At 69.4% G+C, this 21,104-nt stretch carries 23 protein-coding genes and 1 other annotated feature; of the genes, 15 read left to right on the forward strand and 8 right to left on the reverse strand.

Translation table 11 applies throughout. The annotated features are described in order from the left end of the window. Window positions 1-878 precede the first annotated feature (878 nt). Both ATL51_RS01000 and ATL51_RS01005 read right to left on the reverse strand, forming a co-directional pair. A complete protein-coding gene (locus tag ATL51_RS01000; RefSeq protein ID WP_100877309.1) occupies window positions 879-1,670 on the reverse strand; it encodes a Stk1 family PASTA domain-containing Ser/Thr kinase in 792 nt (263 codons plus the stop codon). Window positions 1,671-2,585: 915 nt separating this feature from the next. Further along, entirely contained in the window at window positions 2,586-3,071 is a 486-nt protein-coding gene (locus ATL51_RS01005) for an HIT family protein (protein ID WP_100877310.1), read from the reverse strand. 76 nt (window positions 3,072-3,147) lie between these two features. Here ATL51_RS01005 and ATL51_RS01010 point away from each other — a divergent pair, with 76 nt between their 5' ends. Then, complete coding sequence (locus ATL51_RS01010) at window positions 3,148-3,897, forward strand: hypothetical protein (protein WP_157818167.1); 750 nt, start codon at window positions 3,148-3,150, stop codon at window positions 3,895-3,897. A 162-nt stretch (window positions 3,898-4,059) separates the two neighbouring features. Continuing rightward, a complete protein-coding gene (locus tag ATL51_RS01015) occupies window positions 4,060-5,196 on the forward strand; it encodes a hypothetical protein (RefSeq protein WP_157818168.1) in 1,137 nt (378 codons plus the stop codon). 204 nt (window positions 5,197-5,400) lie between these two features. Here ATL51_RS01015 and ATL51_RS01020 read toward each other — a convergent pair. Continuing rightward, window positions 5,401-6,665, reverse strand: a protein-coding gene (locus ATL51_RS01020; RefSeq protein WP_100877234.1) for an IS3 family transposase whose coding sequence is annotated in 2 segments (ribosomal slippage) — window positions 5,401-6,362 and window positions 6,362-6,665 — 1,266 coding nt in all. Because the reading frame shifts where the segments join, the coding sequence is not laid out codon by codon here. Next, window positions 6,232-6,366: a sequence feature (AL1L pseudoknot), on the reverse strand. (Overlaps the previous gene by 135 nt.) A 277-nt stretch (window positions 6,666-6,942) precedes the next feature. Between ATL51_RS01020 and ATL51_RS01025 the strand changes: the two genes are divergently transcribed. The 8 genes from ATL51_RS01025 to ATL51_RS01060 all read left to right on the forward strand — a co-directional run bounded on the left by ATL51_RS01025 (window position 6,943) and on the right by ATL51_RS01060 (window position 10,731). Then, window positions 6,943-7,608, forward strand: a complete 666-nt coding sequence (locus ATL51_RS01025; protein WP_157818169.1) for a helix-turn-helix transcriptional regulator — start codon at window positions 6,943-6,945, stop codon at window positions 7,606-7,608. A 214-nt stretch (window positions 7,609-7,822) separates the two neighbouring features. Continuing rightward, window positions 7,823-8,137: a hypothetical protein gene (locus ATL51_RS01030; protein ID WP_226369786.1), complete on the forward strand. Its 315-nt coding sequence runs from the start codon at window positions 7,823-7,825 to the stop codon at window positions 8,135-8,137. A gap of 465 nt (window positions 8,138-8,602) precedes the next feature. After that, a complete protein-coding gene (locus tag ATL51_RS01035; RefSeq protein ID WP_100877314.1) occupies window positions 8,603-9,130 on the forward strand; it encodes a hypothetical protein in 528 nt (175 codons plus the stop codon). A gap of 129 nt (window positions 9,131-9,259) precedes the next feature. Beyond that, window positions 9,260-9,550, forward strand: a complete 291-nt coding sequence (locus ATL51_RS01040) for a hypothetical protein (RefSeq protein WP_100877315.1) — start codon at window positions 9,260-9,262, stop codon at window positions 9,548-9,550. After that, window positions 9,540-9,893, forward strand: a complete 354-nt coding sequence (locus tag ATL51_RS01045) for a hypothetical protein (RefSeq protein ID WP_100877316.1) — start codon at window positions 9,540-9,542, stop codon at window positions 9,891-9,893. Before ATL51_RS01040 ends, ATL51_RS01045 begins: the two co-directional genes overlap by 11 nt. A gap of 62 nt (window positions 9,894-9,955) precedes the next feature. After that, a complete protein-coding gene (locus ATL51_RS01050) occupies window positions 9,956-10,150 on the forward strand; it encodes a type II toxin-antitoxin system HicA family toxin (protein WP_100877384.1) in 195 nt (64 codons plus the stop codon). Beyond that, entirely contained in the window at window positions 10,147-10,536 is a 390-nt protein-coding gene (locus ATL51_RS01055; protein ID WP_100877317.1) for a hypothetical protein, read from the forward strand. The genes ATL51_RS01050 and ATL51_RS01055 overlap by 4 nt, the downstream gene beginning before the upstream one ends. A gap of 21 nt (window positions 10,537-10,557) precedes the next feature. After that, window positions 10,558-10,731, forward strand: a complete 174-nt coding sequence (locus ATL51_RS01060) for a hypothetical protein (RefSeq protein ID WP_157818170.1) — start codon at window positions 10,558-10,560, stop codon at window positions 10,729-10,731. 102 nt (window positions 10,732-10,833) lie between these two features. On the opposite strand, the gene ATL51_RS01065 is transcribed toward ATL51_RS01060, so the two are convergent. After that, window positions 10,834-11,115, reverse strand: a complete 282-nt coding sequence (locus ATL51_RS01065; protein WP_100877319.1) for a hypothetical protein — start codon at window positions 11,113-11,115, stop codon at window positions 10,834-10,836. Between the two features lie 901 nt (window positions 11,116-12,016). Here ATL51_RS01065 and ATL51_RS01070 point away from each other — a divergent pair. Together ATL51_RS01070 and ATL51_RS01075 are read left to right on the forward strand one after the other, a co-directional pair. Then, window positions 12,017-13,261, forward strand: coding sequence for a hypothetical protein (locus ATL51_RS01070; protein ID WP_157818171.1), 1,245 nt, complete (start codon window positions 12,017-12,019; stop codon window positions 13,259-13,261). Window positions 13,262-13,344: 83 nt separating this feature from the next. Then, the gene (locus tag ATL51_RS01075) at window positions 13,345-14,082 is read left to right on the forward strand and encodes a hypothetical protein (RefSeq protein ID WP_100877321.1); all 738 of its coding nucleotides are present in this window, start codon (window positions 13,345-13,347) and stop codon (window positions 14,080-14,082) included. 31 nt (window positions 14,083-14,113) lie between these two features. Here ATL51_RS01075 and ATL51_RS01080 read toward each other — a convergent pair whose 3' ends face one another. Next, complete coding sequence (locus tag ATL51_RS01080; RefSeq protein WP_157818172.1) at window positions 14,114-14,641, reverse strand: hypothetical protein; 528 nt, start codon at window positions 14,639-14,641, stop codon at window positions 14,114-14,116. A gap of 851 nt (window positions 14,642-15,492) precedes the next feature. Beyond that, window positions 15,493-15,714, reverse strand: coding sequence for a PASTA domain-containing protein (locus ATL51_RS27895; RefSeq protein WP_157818173.1), 222 nt, complete (start codon window positions 15,712-15,714; stop codon window positions 15,493-15,495). 436 nt (window positions 15,715-16,150) lie between these two features. On the opposite strand from ATL51_RS27895, the gene ATL51_RS01090 reads away from it, so the two are divergent. The 3 genes from ATL51_RS01090 to ATL51_RS01100 all read left to right on the forward strand — a co-directional run bounded on the left by ATL51_RS01090 (window position 16,151) and on the right by ATL51_RS01100 (window position 19,938). Further along, window positions 16,151-17,119 (forward strand): hypothetical protein, encoded by a 969-nt coding sequence (locus tag ATL51_RS01090; protein ID WP_157818174.1) that lies wholly within the window; start codon window positions 16,151-16,153, stop codon window positions 17,117-17,119. A gap of 310 nt (window positions 17,120-17,429) precedes the next feature. Then, on the forward strand, window positions 17,430-18,653 hold the full coding sequence (locus ATL51_RS01095; protein WP_226369787.1) for a dienelactone hydrolase family protein: 1,224 nt from the start codon (window positions 17,430-17,432) through the stop codon (window positions 18,651-18,653). A gap of 154 nt (window positions 18,654-18,807) precedes the next feature. Continuing rightward, window positions 18,808-19,938, forward strand: coding sequence for a hypothetical protein (locus ATL51_RS01100; RefSeq protein WP_100877325.1), 1,131 nt, complete (start codon window positions 18,808-18,810; stop codon window positions 19,936-19,938). A gap of 9 nt (window positions 19,939-19,947) precedes the next feature. On the opposite strand, the gene ATL51_RS01105 is transcribed toward ATL51_RS01100, so the two are convergent. Together ATL51_RS01105 and ATL51_RS01110 are read right to left on the reverse strand one after the other, a co-directional pair. Next, the gene (locus tag ATL51_RS01105) at window positions 19,948-20,376 is read right to left on the reverse strand and encodes a helix-turn-helix domain-containing protein (RefSeq protein WP_157818176.1); all 429 of its coding nucleotides are present in this window, start codon (window positions 20,374-20,376) and stop codon (window positions 19,948-19,950) included. Between the two features lie 320 nt (window positions 20,377-20,696). Further along, a complete protein-coding gene (locus ATL51_RS01110; RefSeq protein ID WP_100877327.1) occupies window positions 20,697-21,086 on the reverse strand; it encodes a hypothetical protein in 390 nt (129 codons plus the stop codon). Window positions 21,087-21,104: the final 18 nt, after the last annotated feature.

Below are 21,104 nucleotides of genomic sequence, written 5' to 3' on the forward strand. Positions count from 1 at the left end.
GTGGCACCGCTCCCTGCCCGCCAGGGCCAGTGCTCGACGTGCGGGCAGATCGCACAGGTGAAGGGCGGGAACCTCCTGCCCCACCACAGCCCAGACCGCATCGCGTGCCGCGGCCGTCGACCGGCCTGGGCTGAGCTCGTCCGGCACCGCTGCCAGGACTGCGGCACCTCCGCCGGGCTGGGCGCCCGCGTCCCTGCCGACCACCACACTCCCACCGGGGAGCCGTGCAACGGCACTGCGCAGCTGGTGCCCACCGGGCGCCGGACCACCTATCGCCAGCCCCCACCCACCCCACGGGTCCCGATGCGGCGCGGGAAGCCCCACCCCGACGCCGCCGAGCGGGCCCGCCGAGACGAGAAGCGCGCCACTCTCCAGGCCGAGAAGCGACTCGCGCGCGATGCAGCCCGCGCCGCCAGGCAGGGGAACACCTCCCGGAAGCGCGTCCAGCAGCTGACCGAGGAACAGCAGGGGCCACGCATCCGGGCGGCCGCGGAGCTGGACGGTCGCTACCAGCACCCGGAGGACCTGCCCGGCGGCCCGCCGCACGCGTACCGACTCCCACAGCAACCAACCATCCCGCCTTCGCCGTTCACGGCCTCGGCAGCGCCGGTGCAGGAGGTCCGAGCCTCCACTCCCGAACCGTCCCCGCTTACCAAGCTCGTGCCCGTGCAGGAGGTGCCCATCAAGGCCTGGAAGGCAGCGGCCGCGCCACCGCACTACCTGTCTGACCCCTTCCGCCCGTGACCGAGCCAGTACGGTCGCTTTCGGCAGTACGTCGTCGGAGGGCCTTGCGGGATCGGCAGCTAGGTCCCCCGAGCAAGTGTGCTCCGGCTGCCGTCCGGCGCGTTCGCTGAGGGCACCAATGCTGGCGGTCTGCGCTAGTCCTGACAGGTGACGATCGCGTAGGCGCCCTCGGAGGAGTTCTCCGAGATCACGTTGCCGGACGGCCCGATAATCTGGCAGGAGATCGTGCCGCCGCCGGAGTTCTGCGCGGAGACGTAGGCGAAGCTCATTCCGCTGTAACCGGGGGACTCCACCGATTTCGACCAGGGCAGCTCGGCCGAGGAGACCTGCGAGGTATTCCCGCCGGTGCTGCTGTAGGTGATCATCGCGCTGTTCTTGCCGGTGATCTTGTAGGTGTAGGTCGAGCTCGGCTCGACATACGCCGTGGTCGGGGCGGTGGGGGCCGGGGTGGAGGCCATGGTCGCCGAGGACGCGGTCGATCGTGCCGACGTGGGATCGAGGGTCACCCGAACCGAAGAGGTCTTGCTCCACCACGTGCCCGCGGCCGGCGACTGCCATTCGACGAACGAGTCCATCGACGCGTAGTTCGTCGTGAAGGAGATGTCGCGGAAATCCGCGGTGTCTAACGCCGCGCTGGCCTCGTCGCCGGTCATGCCAGTCAGGTCAGGGACGGTCGCGTAGCCGAACGAGGCCGGGTCGTTCGGCTCCTGCGAAGTGGTGGTCGAGGTGGCCGCAACGGCCGTCTGATCGGAGCCCGCAGCAGACGAGCCCGACTCACCGGCTCCGAGTACGAGCCCGGCGATGAGCCCGACCACACACATGACCGCTCCGACGCCGAGCAGGCCCAGCCGCGGGCCGCGAGAGCCGGCCGGGGACGGTGCGTCTTCGATAGGTCCGGGAGGGGTGCTGTCCGGCGGCTGGATCATGGCGGGCCTTTCGACAGTTGCGCGCTGCTGACGCCCATTCAGCGCACTTTTCCGATCCACCGTTAGCACCAGTCCTCAGGATTGATGAGACGCTCGGAAGCCGCCAGCTCGGTGAGCTCACCGCCACGGCCACTCCGGCCGGGCTGGGTCCCCGTCACCGACCTCGACGACAGCCCGCTCTCGGCCGCGCCAGCGAGCACCACGGCCCGGCACCGGCCCAACCGGCCGCGGTGAGCGGCTACCTGATGAGGCGTCCGCGCCGCGGATGCAGGGGAGCGCGCATCACCGGTGTGCGTGAAACGCTGGAACCGGATTCCTCATACATTCGACGACCGTCATCGGTGGCCGCGAGCAGCTCCGCGCGGCCCGCATCGACGGTGTGACTCCAGGCGAGCACTGCGTCGAAGGCTGCGCGGCCGTGACCCCGAGCCCGAGCCCGAGCCCGAGCCCGAGCCCGAGCCCGAGGATCGGTGCATACGTTGCTGATCAGCACGTCGCCCTTCGGTCGAGTGCGGTGACGGGGGCGCGTCTCGGAGTGTGCCCAAGGCGGTCGCGAGGACCGCGCCACCCACCTCGACGACCACGATGCAGGAGCGTGGGTCCTCCAGCCGCGGCGTGAATCACTCCGTCGCCTCGGCCTGGCTGCTGTTCCCTGCGCTGGCGCTCTCGATCCCGGCGCCCCTCTCCTGCCGTCGCTGCTCGGCCAGGGGGTCGCGACGACGCCCCGCGACAGCACGGACCCAGCCGCCGGCACCGGGCTGACCGGGCTTGCGGAGCGGGTCACCTCGACGGTGGACGGCTGCGGCTGCCGAGCCCGCCCGGCGGCACCACCCTCCTGCACACCGAGCTGCCTCTCACCTGAGGCTGGCTCCCAACAAGGCGGATCGGGACCGGCTCAGCTGGACATCCGCTCTCTCATGCCGGGGAGTCCGACGGATTCCCCACCGAGGTGAGGTGCAGAAGTTGATGGAGCTCGGCAGTGATCGCCTCGCGCAGGGGATCGTGACGAGTTGACAGTGCGTAGCGGGGCGACTTGCGGTCGGGGTATGTCCAGACCGGGCTGTGGCGATGCTCGGCAGGTTCCCATTCGTAACGTGGATGTACGTGTGCGTGAAGATGCTCGAATGAATTTCCGAGGATCTCGTAGTTGATTCTTCGGAATCCACTGTCAAGCTGCTGGCACGCGTTCGCTACGGCCTCACCGAGGATGGACATGTCCATCAGGAAATCGGCGCGTTCGGCCCTGTTGAGATCACTGAGATGATTGGCCGTGCCTGCATAGAGAAGGAGGCTGTAGCCGGGAAGGTGTTGTGTGTCTCCGATGACCGCCCAGCTCGTCGACATGCGCATCATGACCGTCGGGTTCTCGCCACGCTCGGCGGCCGCGATTCTCTCGTACATCCGTCCCCCTTTGCGAGGGTTCACCGTTCCGCGGTTCAGCTTCCACTCCGCACTCGACTCTACTACGATTCTGATTGTGAACGACCCTGAGGCGCGTCTGTCGGACTTGTTCTCGCTCGCTGAGGGACAGCACGGGTACGCCGGTCTGGCGCAGCTCGGTCTGCACCTGGGCTCCCCCTCGGTGCAGCGCTGGCTGCAGCTCGGCCTTGTCGAGCTCGCCCGGCCCGATGTGCGCGACGTTGGTCCTGCGGGAGGAGTGCTCCGGGTCAGGGCGGGCGCCCGGCACGATTTTCCCGGTCTGTATGCGACCTGGGTCGGGCTCGAATCGACGCCGGCGTGGCGGCGTTCGCCCACGGCCACCGCGGTGGTGTCGCATCGTTCCGCTGGCCTGGTCTACCGAGTCCTGACCGCCCCGGTGGCGGCCTACGAGTTCACCGCCCCGACTGCGCAGGCCGCTACTCGTTCCTCGTCATGGCCGGGCGCAGCCGCGCCTGCATCGACCGAACATCCTCAGCCAGCGCAGGGTGGCGACGCGGTGGGTTCGCCGTCGGGAGAGGTGGTCGTGCGGAACGCGCTGTTGCTCGAGTGTGAGGTCGTCCTCGTTGAGGGGATGTGGGTCACCAGCCCAGCTCGGACGGTGGCCGATCTGTACGTCGACTGCGGCGTCGGGGTCGAGGTGCTCGGCCGGATATGCCAGAACCTGCTGTCCGCCGGGTGGGTCGCCGGCCGGGATCTGCCGGGCGAGTTGAGCGCTGCCTTCGCTCGACGCGGCCTTCACGATGATGGGAGCGGGTGGCTGGCCGAAGCGCTCGAGGCGGCGGCCTGAGCCGGAACGGCAACAGCGGTGACTCACCCCGACCCGTGGCGGCCCCACCTTCTTCCCGAGTTTCGTGACCGGTTTCCCACCTGGTCTGATCTGACATCCGCGGTCGCACAGCGGGCCAGCGGCCCTGAGCTCGACTCCAGCCGGGCGATGCAGCAGCTGATCATGACCGACCTGCTCGCCGGGCTCAACCAGCGATCCCACGAGTGGCATCTCCTCGGATCGCTGGCCCTTCCCGTGCGCCCACATCCCGATGACCCGTGGCCCGAGACGATGCGGCCGTCCCAGACCGGGCCCCATCCGGCTTACTGCATGCCGCGGACCGCCTTCGATCTGGACCTTTTCGCGCACTCCCTGCGTCACCGCGACGCCCATGACTACGGGCGGGAGGTCCTGGCCGCGATCCACGACATCGCTCCACCCATCTCCCAGCCGGGCAGGACCTCGACGGTCGGGCTGGGCGGGCTGCTGCGCTACAGCGCGAACGCCCTGACCGTCCACGACAGCGGACAGGTCATGGGCACCCTCAACGCGCAACCGGTCGACGATCGCTACGGCCCCCGTAGAACTGTCGCCGTCGCCGACCCCATTGTCGTGGAAATCGATATCAAGCCGCCGAGCAAGATGGTCTATGTCGGCCCGCCCGACGTTTCACATCGCTCGGTAACTGCCCTCGACCTTCCCGGTCTCATGCCGGTCCGGCCGACCCTGTTTCCCATCTCGAACCAGATCGCGGACAAGCTCGTCCTGCTTACCGGTCCGCCGACCAGCCTTCGCGGCAACAACACCACGGCCTGGCACCGCTATAAGGATCTCATCGATCTGCACTATCTGATCTCGACATGCCGTGTCGACGGTGATCTGCTCCGCCAGGCCGTGGCCACAAACTGGAACTGGAACAGGATGGACGCAGAGCGGCTCCCCGTCCCCTACCGGGTTTACGGGCAGTCGCCGCTGGCCACACCTGATGAACGTCAGATCCCATGGGAAGCCGAGATCGACGCGCTCCGTCACCAGTGGCCGCAGCTACGTGCCTACCCGCACTTCTCCGCGATGGTTGACACCATCAGTCACTTCACCGCCGAACTGAGCGCCAGCGAGAGCAGCCGCTGGCGCCCGGGGCAGGGCTGGGAATCAGATCCCACCGCCGCTGCCCGGGGCGCGCAGCGGGCGCTCTACGCCCGCGAGGACCGAGAACGGGCCGCTCGAACCCAGCACACATCGACGACCCCACCACCTGCAGCGGGACCCCAGCAGCTCGGCGGCCCGGACCGGACCAGGGGGCGAGGGCTCCGTCCGTAGGGAGCGGTGGCTCAACCCGTGACCGGCACCGCGAGCGCGGCCACGGTCGACTGTGCAGCTTCCGAGGGGCTACCCGACGCCGTCGCTATCGGCCGACGGAGCCGTCAATCTGTTCGCGCAGGATGTCGGCGTGGCCCGGCCTATCCGCCACGGCGATTGCCCGTGCGCTGGGCTGAGTCGCTCTGGGGCTGATGGAGACTCGCGCTATGGGATTCCGACCGGGTGTTGGTCGTCCCGGTGGGCAGCGTAGAACGCCTGCTCGTACTCGTGCGGAGGCCGGTCTCCGAGGTAGCCGTGCAGGCGCTGGTGGTTGTGCCAGTGCACCCAGCCCAGCGTCGCGAGCTCGACGTCCTCCACTGTCTTCCATGGACCGTCTCGGGCGGGTCCGCGGATCAGCTCGGCCTTGTAGTAGCCGTTCACGGTCTCGGCCAGCGCATTGTCGAACGAGTCCCCGACGCTGCCGATCGACGGAACCGCGCCGATCTCAGCGAGCCGCTCGCCGTAGCGCACCGACGTGAATTGCGACCCGGCATCGCTGTGACAGCGCAGGTCCGGCAGCCGGGTGCCGCGCGACCAGCGCGCCATCTCTAGCGCATCGAGCACCATGCTGGTGCGCATGTGCCCGGCGACCCGCCAGCCCACGATCATCCGCGAGAAGGCGTCGACGATGAAACACACGTAGGCGACCCCGGCCCAGGTCGGCACGTAGGTCAGGTCGGTAACCCACAGCTGATTCGGCGCGTCGGCCCGGAACTGGCGCTGCACCAGGTCCGGATGGCGCGCCGCGACTGGATCCGCCCGAGTGGTGCGCAGGCGCTTGGTCCGTCGGGCGCCCTCGATACCCGCCGCGCGCATCAAGCGGGCGACCTGGTCACGGCCGACGTCCAAGCCGTCGCGGCGGGCGGCCTTCCACAACTTGCGTGCCCCGTAGACGCGGTAGTTGTTCTCCCACAACCCGACCAGCCGCGGGGTCAGCTCGGCGTCCCGCCTGGCCCGCGCCGAGGCCGGGCGGGTCTTGGCGGCGTAGTAGCTGCTCGGGGCCACCTGCAGCACACGGCAGATGAGCTCGACCCCGAGCCGGCGCCCCTCCACGACGTCGTCGCGGTGGGCGTCGACGAATGCCACTACCTGCGGTACTGGCGGTCGAGCTCCGCCCCGAAGAAACTCGCAGCCCGCTTGAGCACCTCATTGGCCCGGCGCAGTTCGCGGACCTCTTGCTCGAGCTCGCGTACCCGGGCTGCCTCGTCGGTGGTGACACCGGGCTGGTGGCCGTCGTCGACGTCGGCTTGGCGCACCCACAACCGCACCGACTCCGCGCCGTAACCGAGCTGATCGGCCACCCGCTTCACCACACCGTGATCGTGTCCCAGCTCGGTGCGCAGGGTGCGGACCATCCGCACCGCCGCGGCCTTCTCCTCCTGCGAGTACCGCCGCGTCGTCGGCTTGCCCGCAGTGCGTTCTGACGGCATGACTCCATCCTCGTTTCCAAGGTCAAGAGTCTCTACAGCACCCAGGGCGGCTCAGGCATGCCCACTGAGGCGGTGCGCCAACGGCACAACGCCGCCGACGGCAGCCGCTCGACAGGTTCGTGTCTCGGGTGCGGTGCGCTCGCCATGGCTTCGACCAAAGCCGCCGAATCAAGCATGTCCCGAGACCCGACACACTCAGAGGGAGCTGTGCTGGCAAGCCCGCTCACCGCACACACAGCAGTAGATAATTTTCTAGCATGATCGTATGTTCAGGAGCGTGGACTCCTCCCCCGCCGACCGGCTCCTCTCCCTGTCGATCACTCTGGCCATCGACCCGCCGATCCCGGCCGATACCGATGTCCACGAGATCGGCCAGGCCGTGGCCGCAAGGATCGGCAGCGACGGGGTCGCGATGACGACGGCCCCCGTTCGCGGTGAGCCGATCGGCCGCCTCGGCTGGGTCATCCCCACCACCACGAATCGCGCCATGGGCAGCGGCCTCGCCGACTTCGCACGCGTTTTGGAGGCCGCCGCTCGTGAGGGTCTCGAAGGCGTCGCCCCCCTGACGACCCCGGAAAATCGCGGCCGCGTCCGCACCGTCGCCTTGGAAGTCCTCACTCTCGACGAGGTCGATCGTCGCCTGGCCATCGACCGCTTCCCCGACGTTGTCGGCATCGACGAGGTCTGCCACATCCTTGGCGTGAAACGAGCCATGGCCTACCGCCACACCTCCCGCGACAGCTTTCCCCCGCGTGTCCGTGAGGGGGTCGCGATCTGGTTCCGCGCTGGCGTCGAGCGCTACGCCGCCGAGCTACGGGGGGAACCAGACCCCATGATCGAGAAGATGCGCAGCCTCGGATACTCCACAGCGCCCGTCGAGGTCGGAACCTCACCGACGGCCGCAGCCGGTAGGGAGGACATCAAGACCACCGGCCCCAGCTGATCCGCAGCCGAGGACGCCCGACACGGCCTCGACGGCCACGCGCGCGTCAGAGATTCTGCGCTGGCAGGCGGCACCGCCCCGGCCTGACCCACCCCGCTCACACCGGTCTCCCCGGAGACGCTGGCTACCGTGCGCGGTCGGCGCGGCAGTGATTGTCGGCCCCCTGTGCCACTCTGCGAGGCGAGCTCGGTCTGCGGGTGGAAGGAGATGAGCGGTGACCCTCGCCCTGGAGCTGTTCCCTCGCCGCGTGGATCCGGAGGACTTCGCCCGCGCCCAAGTCGGACGGTTCGCTGGTCACCAGCTCCGCATCGGCCGCTCCCGAGTCGTGCACGCTGTCGCCTTCCGTTCCTGGCTCGGCGACCTCACGCTGCCGGTCCCGGCCTGTCACCAGGGCTGGTCCGGATTCGCCGCAGCCGGCGACCTGCTCGCCACCAGCGATCCCGTGACGTGCCGGAAGTGCGCGTTGCGCGCCGGGCCGGTAGCCGTGGTGGCGGAGCAAACCGCGTTGTTCCCGGTCGAGCTGCCCTAAAGCAGCCCGGCCGGCGCTGGCCACGGCCCCAGCCGACGAGGCGGCCGGGCGGCGCCCCGAGGATGCGGACCCGCCGCATCGCCGACTTCGAGCCCAGCCTCGACGGACGGCCCTACCTGCGGCCCGTCCCTCGGATCTCGAGGGCAGGCCGTCGTCGTCTCACCCGTTCGCGCGGGGTTTGAAACGCAACAGGGGTTGCGTCCGATACGTCCGGTGTATCCCGGTTCCCACTCCAGGACCAACCCCCGGCCCCCGAACGGAGCGCTTCACCCATGAGCGTGTCCCAGCGCCTCGCCGAGTACAACGCGCGGAACTACGAGCGGCAGGCGGCCCTGACGAACAACCCCCGTAAGCAGGCGAAGCTTCGGGGTAAGGCCGCGGCGGAGCGTCAGAAGGCCGGCCTCCCGCAGCCAGGGCAGACGCCCCCGCCGCCGGTGGGTGCTAGCTAGGCGGCCGGGGGCCGGGATGGACGCGCCGACGGTGCGCCTCGGCGCGGTGCCGACCGCGGGGCGGCCGGTCGAGGTCCGGGAGGGCGGCGTCGGGCTCCAGCAGAAGATCAAGGCCGGTGCGATCGGGCTGATGTGCGTGGGCGCGCTGATCGGGTGCGTGAACTACATGACCAGCGACGGGGAGACCACGGCGACGGCGGCCGGGACGACCGGAGGCGGGTCGAGCTACTCCACGGCCGACGTGGAGGCGTGCGACATCGCCGGGGAGCAGATGCGGGCGGTCGGGGAGATCGACCTCAGCCAGCCACCCGAGAACGCCGCGATGCACACCTTCGCCGCCGCGGAGCAGGTGCAGGGCGCGGCGGTCTCGGCGGACGACCGGGTCCTGACCAGGCAGCTCGGGGACGGCGCGGCGCTGCTGCGGGACATGGGCGCGACCCTGGCGCCGAACCTGACGCCGCGCGAGGAGGTCGACCCCTCCGCCGGTGACGACGTGTTCGGGCCGATCGTGGAGACGTGCCGCGGGGTGTACGCCGCGGGGTGACCCGGGGCGCCGGGAGCGCCGCGGTGGGCGCCCCCGGCTGTGCGGTTCGGCGCGGGGCTCGACCGTGCACCGCACCTCGGCGGGATGCCCGGTGGCGGCGCGGCTACTCGCTGAGCCACGATCGAAGGCGTGGACCTGACACCCCTCCAGCGCGTGACGCTGCACCGCCTCGTCGTGGGCGAGGTGACGGCGACGACGGCGCACCGGCGGTCGCTGCGGTGGCTGCGCCGGTACGGGCTCGTCGACGCGGACGGCATCCCCACCGACGAGGGGCGGGCGTACCTGGTCGAGCTGCGAGCGGAGGTGCAGCGCCGGAGGGACGCCCGCGACGAGGCGGAGAACCGGCGGCGCCGCGAGGACCCGGCGTGGGGGATGCGGGACGCGATCCGACGGTGGAAGGCCGGCGAGCGTGACCGGTGACGGGCCGTCCGCGGAGGAGCTGACCGACGCTGCGGTGGCGCGGATCCAGGTGGTGTGCGACGCGGAGCGGATGCGGTACGAGGAGGTCGTCGCCCGGGACCCGTCGGTGAAGGCCGCGATGGAGGGCCGGTACGCCGATGAGTTGTCGGCGTGTGTGCACGCGGTGCGGGACGCCTACCTGGCGGAGGGGGTCTCTCGGGAGCGGGCGGTGCAGGCGTCGGAGGCGTGGTTGATGATCAAGTCCGGGGTGCGGGGTGATCTCGCGTTCGGCGACGAGATCCTGGCGGACTTCGCGTCGGGGAGGCTCCGGCGCGGCGGGTCAGGGTTCGGCGCACAGCCGTAGTTGTCCACCTGGGGTGGACACGGCAGTCCGGCCGGGGCGTACCATCGTCGGTGGTCCCGTCCATGGAGCTCCGCGACGTCGAGCGAGCGCTCCGCGCTCACGGCTGCCGTGTGCTCTCCGAGTCCGGGCCGCACACCAAGTGGGGCTGCCCCTGCGGCGCCCGCACCACGCCGGTCCCCGGCACCGCCATCTCCCCCGGAGTGGTGCGCAGCATCGGCAAGCGCATGGAGTGCCTGCCGAAAGGGTGGTTGCAGTGACGTCGACGTACTTCGTGACCGCGCACCGGTGGGAGCGCGGCTGGGAACTCCACATCGCCGACGCCGCCGACCAGGAGGTCGGCGTGACCCAGTGCCGCACCCTCGGTGGGGCGGAGGCGATGGTGCGGGACTACCTCGCCCTGGACGACCGGGACGGAAACGCGCCGCTGGAGATCCGGCCGGTGTTCGACCCTGCCGTGCAGGAGCAGGTCACCGCGTCCCGGGCGCGGATCCGGGCGGCGCAGCTGGAGCAGGAGGCCGCGGCGAAGGAGTCCCGCGCCGCGGTCGCGCGGCTCGACGAGCTCGGGCTGTCCGGGACGGAGATCGCGCAGGTCCTCCAGCTGTCCAAGCAGCGGGTGTCGGACCTGCGGAAGGCGTCCCGGTGAGCCGGGGAGAGGATGGCCGGCGTGAGTGATGAGACCGCGCCGCAGGACGTCCCGACCGTGAGGAGCCGTCTCGCGTGGCTCGGTGAGGACGCCATCGCGGAGCACTTCGCCGTCGGGCGGATCCACCTCGACGGCGTCCGTGTGACGGACCTGGACGCTCCGGCTCCGGAGGGCACGCGGCCCGTGCTCCGCTGAGTCGTCCGTCCCGGGTGTCAGCCGGGACGGCCGCACGGCCCGCCCCCGCTGGTTCCGGGGGCGGGCCGTCGTGCTGCGGCGGCGCTCAGGGGCGCCGCTCGGTCACGGCTTCTTCGGTAAGCCGTTGGGGTGGAAGTGTCGCGACCGCTCGACCCTCATCGCGTTGAGGATCGCCGCGTCGCGCACAGCGGAACGTTGTTGTGCCTGCTCCGCCTCAGATTGCGACCTGTAGACCGGGCGCTTGATGAACACCCGGTAGATCCCCAGAGCGACCAGCGAGAGCACGGCCGTGTTGATCAGGGACGCGATGAGGTCCCCCACGCTCATGATCATGTAGAACGCGAACACTCCGGAGGCGAACACCGAGAAGAGGACCGGGCGCACGACGGATCCGGCTCTGGGCGTGTCCGGGAGCTGGCGCCCGTAGCCCGGGAAGTCCTTCGGCCGTTCGGGGCTCAGCGCAGCCGGAGGGCTTGCCCAGCTCGGCGTCAAGGGCGGGCCCTGCGGCCAGGGATTCGAGATGGGAATCGGGGCCGTGACCCACTCGGTCGGCGGGACCGCCTGGGGGTGAGGGTGCTGCTCCCACCGTGGCTGCATGATCACTCCCCCTTGGGTGTTCACTCGACACGGTGACACCAATTAGGGAGATTAGCGACGAACTGCAAGATCATGTGGTCGCGCGCGGGTCGCGGTTCCTCGGGGACCGGCCCGACCGCGCGAGGCCAGCTCGCGCTGCTAGGTGAGGACGCGATCGCGGAGCACTTCGCCGCGGGCCGTATCCACCTCGACGGGGTCCGGGTGACCGACCTGGACACCCCGCCCCAGAGGGCACCCGCATCGTCATCGCCGGGAGCTGACGACGTCCGCCCCAGCTGATCCCGGGAGGGCTACACACCCGGTCCGCCTCCATCGGCAGTGACTGCTGGCGAACCGTAGGTCACCACTGCGTGGAGGCCAGGTTCTAGTGGCTCGGTTGCAACAGTGTCTGGGGCCCCGATCACGGCGCTGGGTCCCCACGTCGACGCGCAGAGAACCTACCCCGGGGGAGGTCGAGGACCATTTGCGATCAGGGCTCCGGTGCGATGTTGTAGGCAACATGGCTGATCGTGACGGGCATCGTCGCTGGGTGGCTCCGCCGACTTGGCCGGCGCCGCCGCACGGCTGGGTTCCACCGTCCGGTTGGCAGCCCGACCCCCGGTGGGGACCTGCGCCACCGGGATGGCAGTTCTGGGACGACACCCCGGAAGAACCCCCCGCGGGCAATCCGGTGGGTGATCCCACAGAGATGAGGGAGACCGCAACCGAGCCGCACGAGCGGTCGGGGCCCAGTGTTCGGGCGGAGGACGACGACACCGGTGACAGCCCGGTTCTGGGACACAAGGCAGAGAAGATCTCAGCCGAGGTGCTGTTCCACATTCGCGACGCGGCCCCGGAGGGCGAGCTCGTACGGGCGGTGTTCCGCGCGAACAGCATGCGGCCACTGGCGAACTTCGTCGCAATCACCAACGTCCGCATCGTGGTCGGAGACACCACCGATCAAGGCCGCAAGTACCTCAAGCGCCACGTACTGGTCGACGACATCGCCGAGTACAACCTGCGCAAGTACCCCGGTAGCACCCCCCGCCTGCGCGTGCTCACCAAGACCGGTGAGGACGTCTTCCTCACCCAGATGTTGCACCGCCAGGACGACGAAGCGGTCAACGCAGCGCTGTCCCGTCTGATGGCCAGACCTGGTCCTGCAGAGGTCATCGCCGCCGCACGCCGGCGGGGTCTGACCCCTGGGACGGGGAGCGCTGCGACGCCACCTCGAGTTGCGCTCGTCCACGATGACGCACGACGCCTGCTGTCCTCGGCAGCAGCCGCCGCAGAAGCCGGCGACATCACCCACGAGGAAGGCTTCCTGCGCGACGTGATGAACCTGGCTGGCCGGGCACCCTTGCTCTCACGGACCGAAGTCCGCCAATGGCTCCGGCAGCAGATCGACCGTGACCACGGCAAAGGTCTCATCCGCCGCGGAGCGACCCTGCTCGGAACCATCGAGGCGACCCGCGGCGAGGGGGTCACCGTCTTCAGCGACCGGATCCTGCACGGCATCCGGGTACATCGGATGGACCCCTTCGTCTCTGCCGCGGTCCAACTCGACGGAAACGTCATGGTCTCCCACCGGCCGACCCTGACCCGCATGATGGTCGGCTCGGTTCTCCCCGGCACCGCGCTGATCCCGGGGCTGGCGTTCCAGAAGAAGCAGGAACACGACAACCGCACCGCTACCGTCACCATCAGCCACCCCGAATGGTCGGTCGACATCGCCATCAACCCCGACCAGCTCGCGTCGCCGCGCTCCATCGCCGGCCGGATCAACGCCACCGCGGATCAACTCCAGAGGCAGGAGGCCATTCCCACTACAGATATCGGCGCCAACACCGAATCCGACCGCATCAGCAAACTTGAACGGATCGCCGCGCTACTGGCCCAGGGCCTCATCACGCAAGAGCAGGCCAGCACCCTGCGCGATGACGTGATGCGTTAGCGCCGTAAGGACCAGGGCCGGGCCTACCGTTGGGGTGCACGTTTGTTGAACGAATTTCCTGCTCGCAGTTTGACGCTCAGCCGGTGAACCGCGATGCCCAGACCGTGGCCGCAGCCGCCAGCGGCCTTGAGATCGTGCCGCGCACCCAGCGTTGGGCGCACGTCAGTCTCTGCGTCCTCGATGCTGTCTTCTCCATCAGCGCACGCTATTCGACCACGGCGGCGACCTGTCGACGATACGCAACGGCAGCACAGATCCCAGCGCTGGTTGATGCCAACTCCAGCGCTTACTGGGAGCAGCCTCTCAGCGAGTTCGTACAGTCAGTGCGGCATGCAGGCGTTGAGGCCTTCGCACACGACACTCTTGAGAACCTCCAGCGCACGAGCACGCGAAGCGGCATCCTGAAAGCGGAGGCCGCCCTGCAGTACGCCGAGGCGCTGGTCGACTCCTCCGTCGAGCGGTACGCCGACATACCCGCGCTCTTCGACGACGAGCCGCGCCTGGCCGAGCTCACCAGCCGGCTGCGCCAGGTCCCCGGGAACGGCGACTCCGACGTACGCCTCGGCTACCTCTGGATGCTTCTCGGCGACGACGACACGATCAAACCCGACCGCATGGTCCTCCGGTGGCTCAGCAGCGTCGGCGTCCTTGCCCGTCGAGTCTCGCCGGCCCAGGCTCGCTCAGTGCTGACTGAGGCCGCGCAGATCATGGGTTGCACGGCGTGGTCGCTCGACCACGCCATCTGGCAGGCACAACGAGCGTTCGACAACGAGCGCGCGAGGCCACGGCCGTCTGCGTCCCCTGGGGAGCCGGAACAGTAACTAGGTGACGAGCCTCAAGTCAGAAGAACGCTTAGAGCGCGAACTCGATGTTGGCGATGTCACCTGTACTTCCACCGACGGTGAGCTGGTCCCGAGAAAACGGCAGCTTGCGGCCACTTGTGCCGATCTCGAAGGTGTAGAACTCGGAGTCCGGCACGTTAGTAAAGGCCCACCCGAAGCGGCAGCTGGCACTCCCAGGGGTAAATCCCATGCCGAGGTTACTGACTCCCAAGAGGCGGCCTTCTGCGTCACGCAGCGTCACCGGTGTCTTGAATTTGACGTCGTCGTACTCGCCGGTCGCGACACATTCTTCTTGTCCGCCCTCGGCGTAGGAGTGCACCACTCCGGTGTTGGTGTTCGAGCCGTCGAGGACCAAGCTTCCGGTGATGGTGCGAGCCGGGCCCTGGTTACCTCCGTCGCTGCATCCTGCCATAACAGCGACCGCGAGCATCGCGATGCTCAACACCGAAGTAGCGCTTGTTCCGGACCACTGAATTCGAGCGCGACGAAGCCGGGACCTCAACAGGTTGGAGCAGTTGGGGCTGTTCTGCAAGGTCACGCTAGTCCTTTAGTCAGATGGATACGCATGCTACAGCGAATGACATAGTCGCTTCAGCTATCGACGGAATCTGTCTTCACCGGCCAGAACGGTCGACGTGATTACGGCTCATACGCTTTGGTCAGATAGGACCGAGCAAAGCTCCACCGGTGGTCGCTGTCGCCGTCGATCGTCGCGGCGGCCCAGCTCGACTCCACGCCAGGTCCTGCCGGTCGCCTCTTGAACTGTGGGGCGGTTGGGCGCGGGCCCCGATGGTGCATCGTCGATGGCCCGGAGCCGCACTGTCGGATCCGGAAGACTGACGTGCTCGGGGAGGGCGCACTCCGCCCGGCTGGCTCAGCGGAGGCTGGCCGGGATGTTCTCCGGCGGACCGGGGCTGGTCAAGGCCCTCATATCGGTGGGGCTGAGCTGCACAGCGCGGCTCCCGCAAACAACTTGAGCTGCCCCAGAGACCGCGCTGTACTGGAAGTTGACTGACGCACCGGGCCCGCCGTTGTAGCCGCTGATGAACGTCGTCGTGCCACCGACGGCCGGCCGCCACGGGGTCAGCCCGGTGATGTCGACTCCGCACCAACTCATTGCCGCAATCTCCCGCTCGGTGCAGTTCTGCCATGCGGTCCCGTTCTCGCCTCGTGGGAGGGGGCACTCCAGCGGGGTGGTCGACGCCGCATCATTCGTGGTTCTGCGAGGTGACGACGAGGACTCCCCTCGATACGCCATCACGCCGACGACGACCACGAACAGCGCTAGTAGTGCGGTAGCGCCGAAAAGCACCTTCGGTAGCAAGCCAATGGGCTGTTTCCGTGGCGTGGGTTCCTGGGCCCAGGGCGGGGTCATGCCTGTGTCTCCGGCTACTGCTTGGTCATCGTGAGGACGACGGTGGAGTCCGACGGGATCGTCTCGCCGGCGCTGGGCTCGATGGAGACGACCTTCCAGTTCGCAGCGTTGAGCACCACGGTGTCCTGCTCGTCGGCCGACCCGGCCTGCACGTTGGTGAACCCCGCCCGCTCAAGCTCGTCGAGTGCGATGGCGCCGTTCTTGCCGTCGACGTCGGGGATCTCGAGGTCCCGCACCGGTGCAGTTGTCGCCGACGGGGACGCAGCGGCCGGGGGCGGTGCCGTCACAGTCACGGTGGTGGGGGTGGCGGTCTCGTTTCCCCCGCATCCGGTCACGGTCCCGACGACGATGAGCAGGGCGGGGAGGAGTAGAGCGCGCATGGTGTCCTTCCGGTCGATTCATGGTGTACCGGATGAAACGGATGATCTTGCTCTGCGATACGGGTCCGCAGCTGACTCTTGCGACGATGTATCGCAAGAGTGAGGTGCGACCTGTCATGCCGCTCGCGGCGTGCGTGACCTACGAGCGCTTCGTGGCAGCCTGGCCGGCTCCTCAATCCTGATGAGTGGTGCTAACGGCCTAGCAGCCTGGTGCGCTGAATAAGCGTTCGCGCGCACGCACGGCGCGGGACGGTCCGCGTGTTTCGGCTACCGAGATCGAGGTGGGCTAGGGATGAACAAGCAGTGTGCGAACTGCGGTGTCGATCTCGGTGTGCCCACGGGTGTCTCAGGTCGGGTCCCGGCCGTGGCCTGGATGAACTCGTGCCACCCATGCGCCGAGATCGCCAGGCAGATGATGGAGCTTGAGCAGGACCGACCCGACGGTAAGCCGATCCAGATCTGGCGATGCCGCCTCTGCGCAGGGCGCCGTGCGTGCCGGCCGGGATGGCGGACCCGTTGTCACATCTGCCTGGACGAGCGGACCACCCTGACCGACGCAGTCCTCGACGGCCTCGCCGACGAGCTGCGCGCACAACTCGACCCCGAGCAGATCGCAGACCTGCGCGAGGTTTTCCAACTTAGTCCGAGCGACTGGATCGATGACGTCCAGGCGTTTGAGCTGTTCTCCGTCCTAGACCTCGACGAAGAGCTCCTTCTCTTCGAACGACCCGGCTGGACGATCGTGGCCGGAGACCTCATCGGTATGCCGTGGGGACCGACCGGGGACGCAGAAAGCCACGGCATATGGAGCCGTCATGACGCCTGCGGCGTTCTGCAGAATGTCCGCCGGCTCCCCGAGTGCGCCACGTGCGAGCCCGAACCCGGCTCGCGAACCCACCGTGCACGCGCGAATCGCCCCCAGCTGCTCTATCTGGTCAGTTTCAACCATCCCGAGCTAGGCCCGCTCCTCAAGTACGGACATGGGGACCGAGCCCGCGTCATGAGCCATCTCGCCGGTGGCGCCGAGATCGTCTGCGCGATCCAGGCGCCGCACCAGCACGTCGTGGCCGCCGAACGAAACCTGCGCCGCACGCACAACGCCGTGCAGGTGGGACCGGCCGCCGGGCTGCCGCTGTCATTCGGCCGCGGTAGCGAGGTTGTACCGGGCCACGTCGGCATAGCGCTCATGAACGAGCTGGCTCGAAAGGACGCAGTCGTGGTCACATCCACGTTCCGGCGGCGCCACCCCCGCCGGCGATGAGACCACGACGCCCGGACCATGGCCCGCGCTGCTGGTCAACCGGGCGCGCTCGGGGACGACGGCTGGCGGTCCCGATTGCCTCCTGGGACGCCAGTCGTCACCTGCCGTGCCGGTCGGTCGGTCGGTCGTAGTCAGCACCGCAGGTTGTAGAGCGAGACGGCGGCTGATGCGGGGGCGCTGCCGCAAGTGATACGCGACAACGAACACTCGCGTCCTAGATCCATCCGATTGGATCGTCTACGCTTCTTCGTATCAACGAATGGACGGTCGGATGAGGGCTGGGTCTCGCCGCCGGCGTGTGCCGATAGGCGTGGTCGCCGGGGCTGTCGCGTTGCTCGTGGCCGTGCTCCCCGCCGAGGAGTCCGAGATCGCGGTGACGCGATCGGCGACAGTCGGCGTCGAGCGGACCCCGGCCGTGGCCACCGCGGCTGTGCGGGCGGCGATCCCGCTGGGCGGCCTGGAGGTCCCGGATCCGCTCGCTCTGGACTCGGGTGGTCGTGTCACCAGCGTGCGCCAGTGGGAGCAGCAGCGCCGCCCGCAGCTGCTCGAGGCCTTCCAGGACAACGTCTACGGCTCCTCGCTGCCCGCACCAACGAAGACGACGTTCTCCGAGGACAGCAGCGGGGGCGGCGGGTCGGCCAAGAAGGTCACGATCACGGTGACCGGGCCCGAGGGCACGGCGAGCTTCACCCTGCGGCTGTTCACCCCGTCGTCGGGCAAGCCGAAGGGCACGTTCCTGCTGATCGACCACCGGGGCTCGGTGGGAGACGACCCGGGTTCGGGGGGCTACGCCCCGGTCTCGACGATCACCGGTGACGGCTATGCCCTGGCCGCGCTCAACGCCGAGGAAGTCGCCCCCGACGACGCGGGCTCCTACCGCAACGGTGTGATCAACGCGTTCTACCCCGCCGGACAGGATCTCCCGGCCGACGCGGGTCGCACGATCAGTGCGTGGGCGTGGGGCGCCAGCCGAGCGATGGACTACCTGCAGACCGACCCGGACATCGACCCGAGCAAGGTCGCGGTGATCGGACACTCCCGCGGTGGGAAGGCCGCGCTGTGGGCCGGCGCCCAGGACCCGCGGTTCCCGGTGGTCATCTCGAACAACTCTGGCTCCACCGGGGCGAAGCTCGCCCGCCGCGACTCCTCGGGCGAGTCGATCTCGGCGATCAACTCCCAGTTCCCGCACTGGTTCCCTGAGACCTACAAGCGTTTCGACGGCAACGCCGATGCCCTGCCGGTGGACCAGAACGAGCTGCTCGCGCTGATCGCGCCGGGCCGGGTCGTGGTCGCCTCGGCCGCCGACGACGGCAACGCCGACCCGCAGGGCGAGTTCCTGTCCTACCTCGGTGCTGCCCCGGTCTATGAGCTCTACGGGCTCGGGGAGACCGGCTTGTCCTCCGCCAGCTGGCCGCCGGCCACGGGGAAGGGCTTCCGCGGCCCGGGGATGAGCTATCACCTGCGATCCGGGGGGCACGGGCTTGAAGACGCCGACTGGCAGATCTACCTGGGCAGCAACCTGTTCACGCGCTGATCAGCGGCGTCGTGTCGCAGCCGCGGTCGCCGGCGCGGCCGCGGCGCTGCTCCTCGTCGGGTGCACGGCCCCATCCCCCGTCGACGCCCCCGGGGCGCCGCCCCCGCCTGCCAGGCAGGCGTTCGATCCCCCGACGGCGTTCGGGCCCGCCGCGTTGTCCCTCGGCGGGGACACCGGGCTCCCGGCCCCGCAGGTCCTCGACGGCGTCTACGGCTGGTCGTTGTCCGATGCCGGCCTGACCCGGGTCGACCTGACCTCGGGTGAGGCGATCGTGGGCGGCTTCCCCCGGGCCCCGCTGTTCAGCGGACTGGATGTGTCCCGGCCGACCGCGATCGGTGCCCCGCCGGTGCTCGGCGCCCCGGTGTTGGCAGACCTGCCCGAGGGCCGTCGGGTCCTGGCGGCCTGGCCGGTCGAGCAGCCCGGCCAGGGCACCACCCCGGCCCGCCGTGGCATCGAGCTGGTCGCCGCGGATCCGGGCACCGCCCGCACTCTGTCCTCCATCACCGTCCCTCTGCCTCCCGAGTGGCTCGAGGAGTCGCTGACGGGCTTCACGGTCTCGGTCGCCGGCGTGGTCGGGACCACGGCCATCGTGAGCGCATCGACCTCCGCCACCGCCCACACCGCCGCGGTCGACCTGGCAGGGGGAACCCTGCGATGGTCCGCGCCCGGCGTCGCTGCTGTGCTCGTCGGCGAGAGCACCGTCGCCGTCGAGGTCCGCGACCTCGTCGAGCGTGAACTGCGCGGCCTGAGCATCGGCGACGGCAGCACCCGCTGGGCCGGGCTCACGGGCAGCGCGGTGTGGCCGGTCGGCCGAGCTCGGATGCTGGTCGACCTGAGCAGCCTGTCACGCCCGGCCGGAGGCAGTCAGGTCGTGGAGATCGCGACCGGGCGACCGGTCGACAGTCCGCTCAACGGCCAGCCGGGCTGGTCCTGCCGCTCCGACGACCAGGCCCTCACGATCTGCTCGCTCGCCCCCTACATCGGGACCGACGCCGTCCTCGGGTTCGACGCCGCCGGCGTCGAGCTGTGGCGGATCACCCGCGACTCGGGACGGGTCCCACCGACGGTCACCACCGCCTGGCACGGCATGGTCTACGGCTACACCGACGCCGGACCGCTGGTCCTCGACGGCCGGACCGGCCAGGACAGGGTCGCCTCCGCGGCGACGGCTCCGCTGCTGGTCAACGAGTACTTCGCGGTGGGTCCCGACGCCGCAGCGACGCCGGAACAGCGCCCGAACTACCGTCATCCGTCGCGGCTGGTCGCGAGTCCCACTGCCGGATGAGGAGCCGGGTCAGGGGCGGTCCGTGGGTCCGGGAGTCGGCATGGCCCGCAGATCAGCGACGACCTGCTCCAGCGCTCGGCGGGTCGCCGGCCGGAGGTGACCGATGGCCCGGACGAGGTCGGCGATGTCTGCCTGCCGCACGACCTGCAGCACCTCGAGTTCCTCGGCGCTGACCTGGGCGTAGGGGTCGTCGAGCAGGTAGCTGACCGGCACCTGGAAGAACCGGGCGATGTCCTCCAGGGTTGCCTTCGACGGGTTGGTGGTGCGCCCGAGGCGCAGGTGGTTGAGCGTCGCGCGCGACACCGATCCGCCGGAGGCCTGGATACCCGCGACCACCTCGTCGAGAGTGGTGGGCCGACCTTGCGACTCCAGCGTGCTGAACAGGTAGTTCAGCTTGTCCGCCAGAGATCGCGAGCCCGCGGAGTCCCCTTGCGCCACCACCCTGCCCCCCTCATCTGGTCCACTCCCGAGTCTCGGAGAGGCCGACGGTAGTTCTACCGCCCGATGGCGCCACCTGGCCGCAGGCTGTCGCGCGTCAGCCGCCTCCGCCGCCTGCCTCTGCTCCGCCCGCACCGTCGATGCCCGGTCAACGAGTACTTCGCTGCGGGAGTCGCGAGTCCACCAAGCCGTAACGGCGACCGGACTACCGCGCCCCGGGGCGGCAGGCCGCGAGCCCCACCGGATGGGGGCGTCGACGCTTCTGAAACCTTGAAAGGCCACACGCGGCCCCCTGCCGAGCGAAGTGGTTGGGGGAGTGCTCAGCCCTGGTCGTCCCCGGGCTCCTCGCGGTAGTGGACCTCCGGTGCCGGTTCGGGCATACCCACCCGGTCCGCCATGTCGTGCGAGTCCTCGAGGTCGGCGCGGTACCCGTTGGCTCGGCGTTCGGCCTCTCGCGCGATCGCCGATTGCCATCGGGCGGCCACCTGGGGCGGCACGTGGAGTGGGTCGTTCGCATTGGGCGGGTCTGGAAACTCGGTCTCTACTGCGGCGAGTTCGGCCAGCATGCGGTGAGCGAGGTCAGGGTTGCGGTCCATCACGATGCGTAGCCGTTCCTCTTGTCCAGCGGTGAGTGTCCCGGCGCGCAGATCCGCCAGGTCCTCCCAGCTGAGCGGTGCCGGGGAGTTGCGGTCTTCGGGCGGTGTGGTCACAGCCGCTCCGATGCGCTG

The organism is Pseudonocardia alni, from assembly GCF_002813375.1.
GTDB classification, from domain to species: Bacteria; Actinomycetota; Actinomycetes; order Mycobacteriales; family Pseudonocardiaceae; genus Pseudonocardia; species Pseudonocardia alni.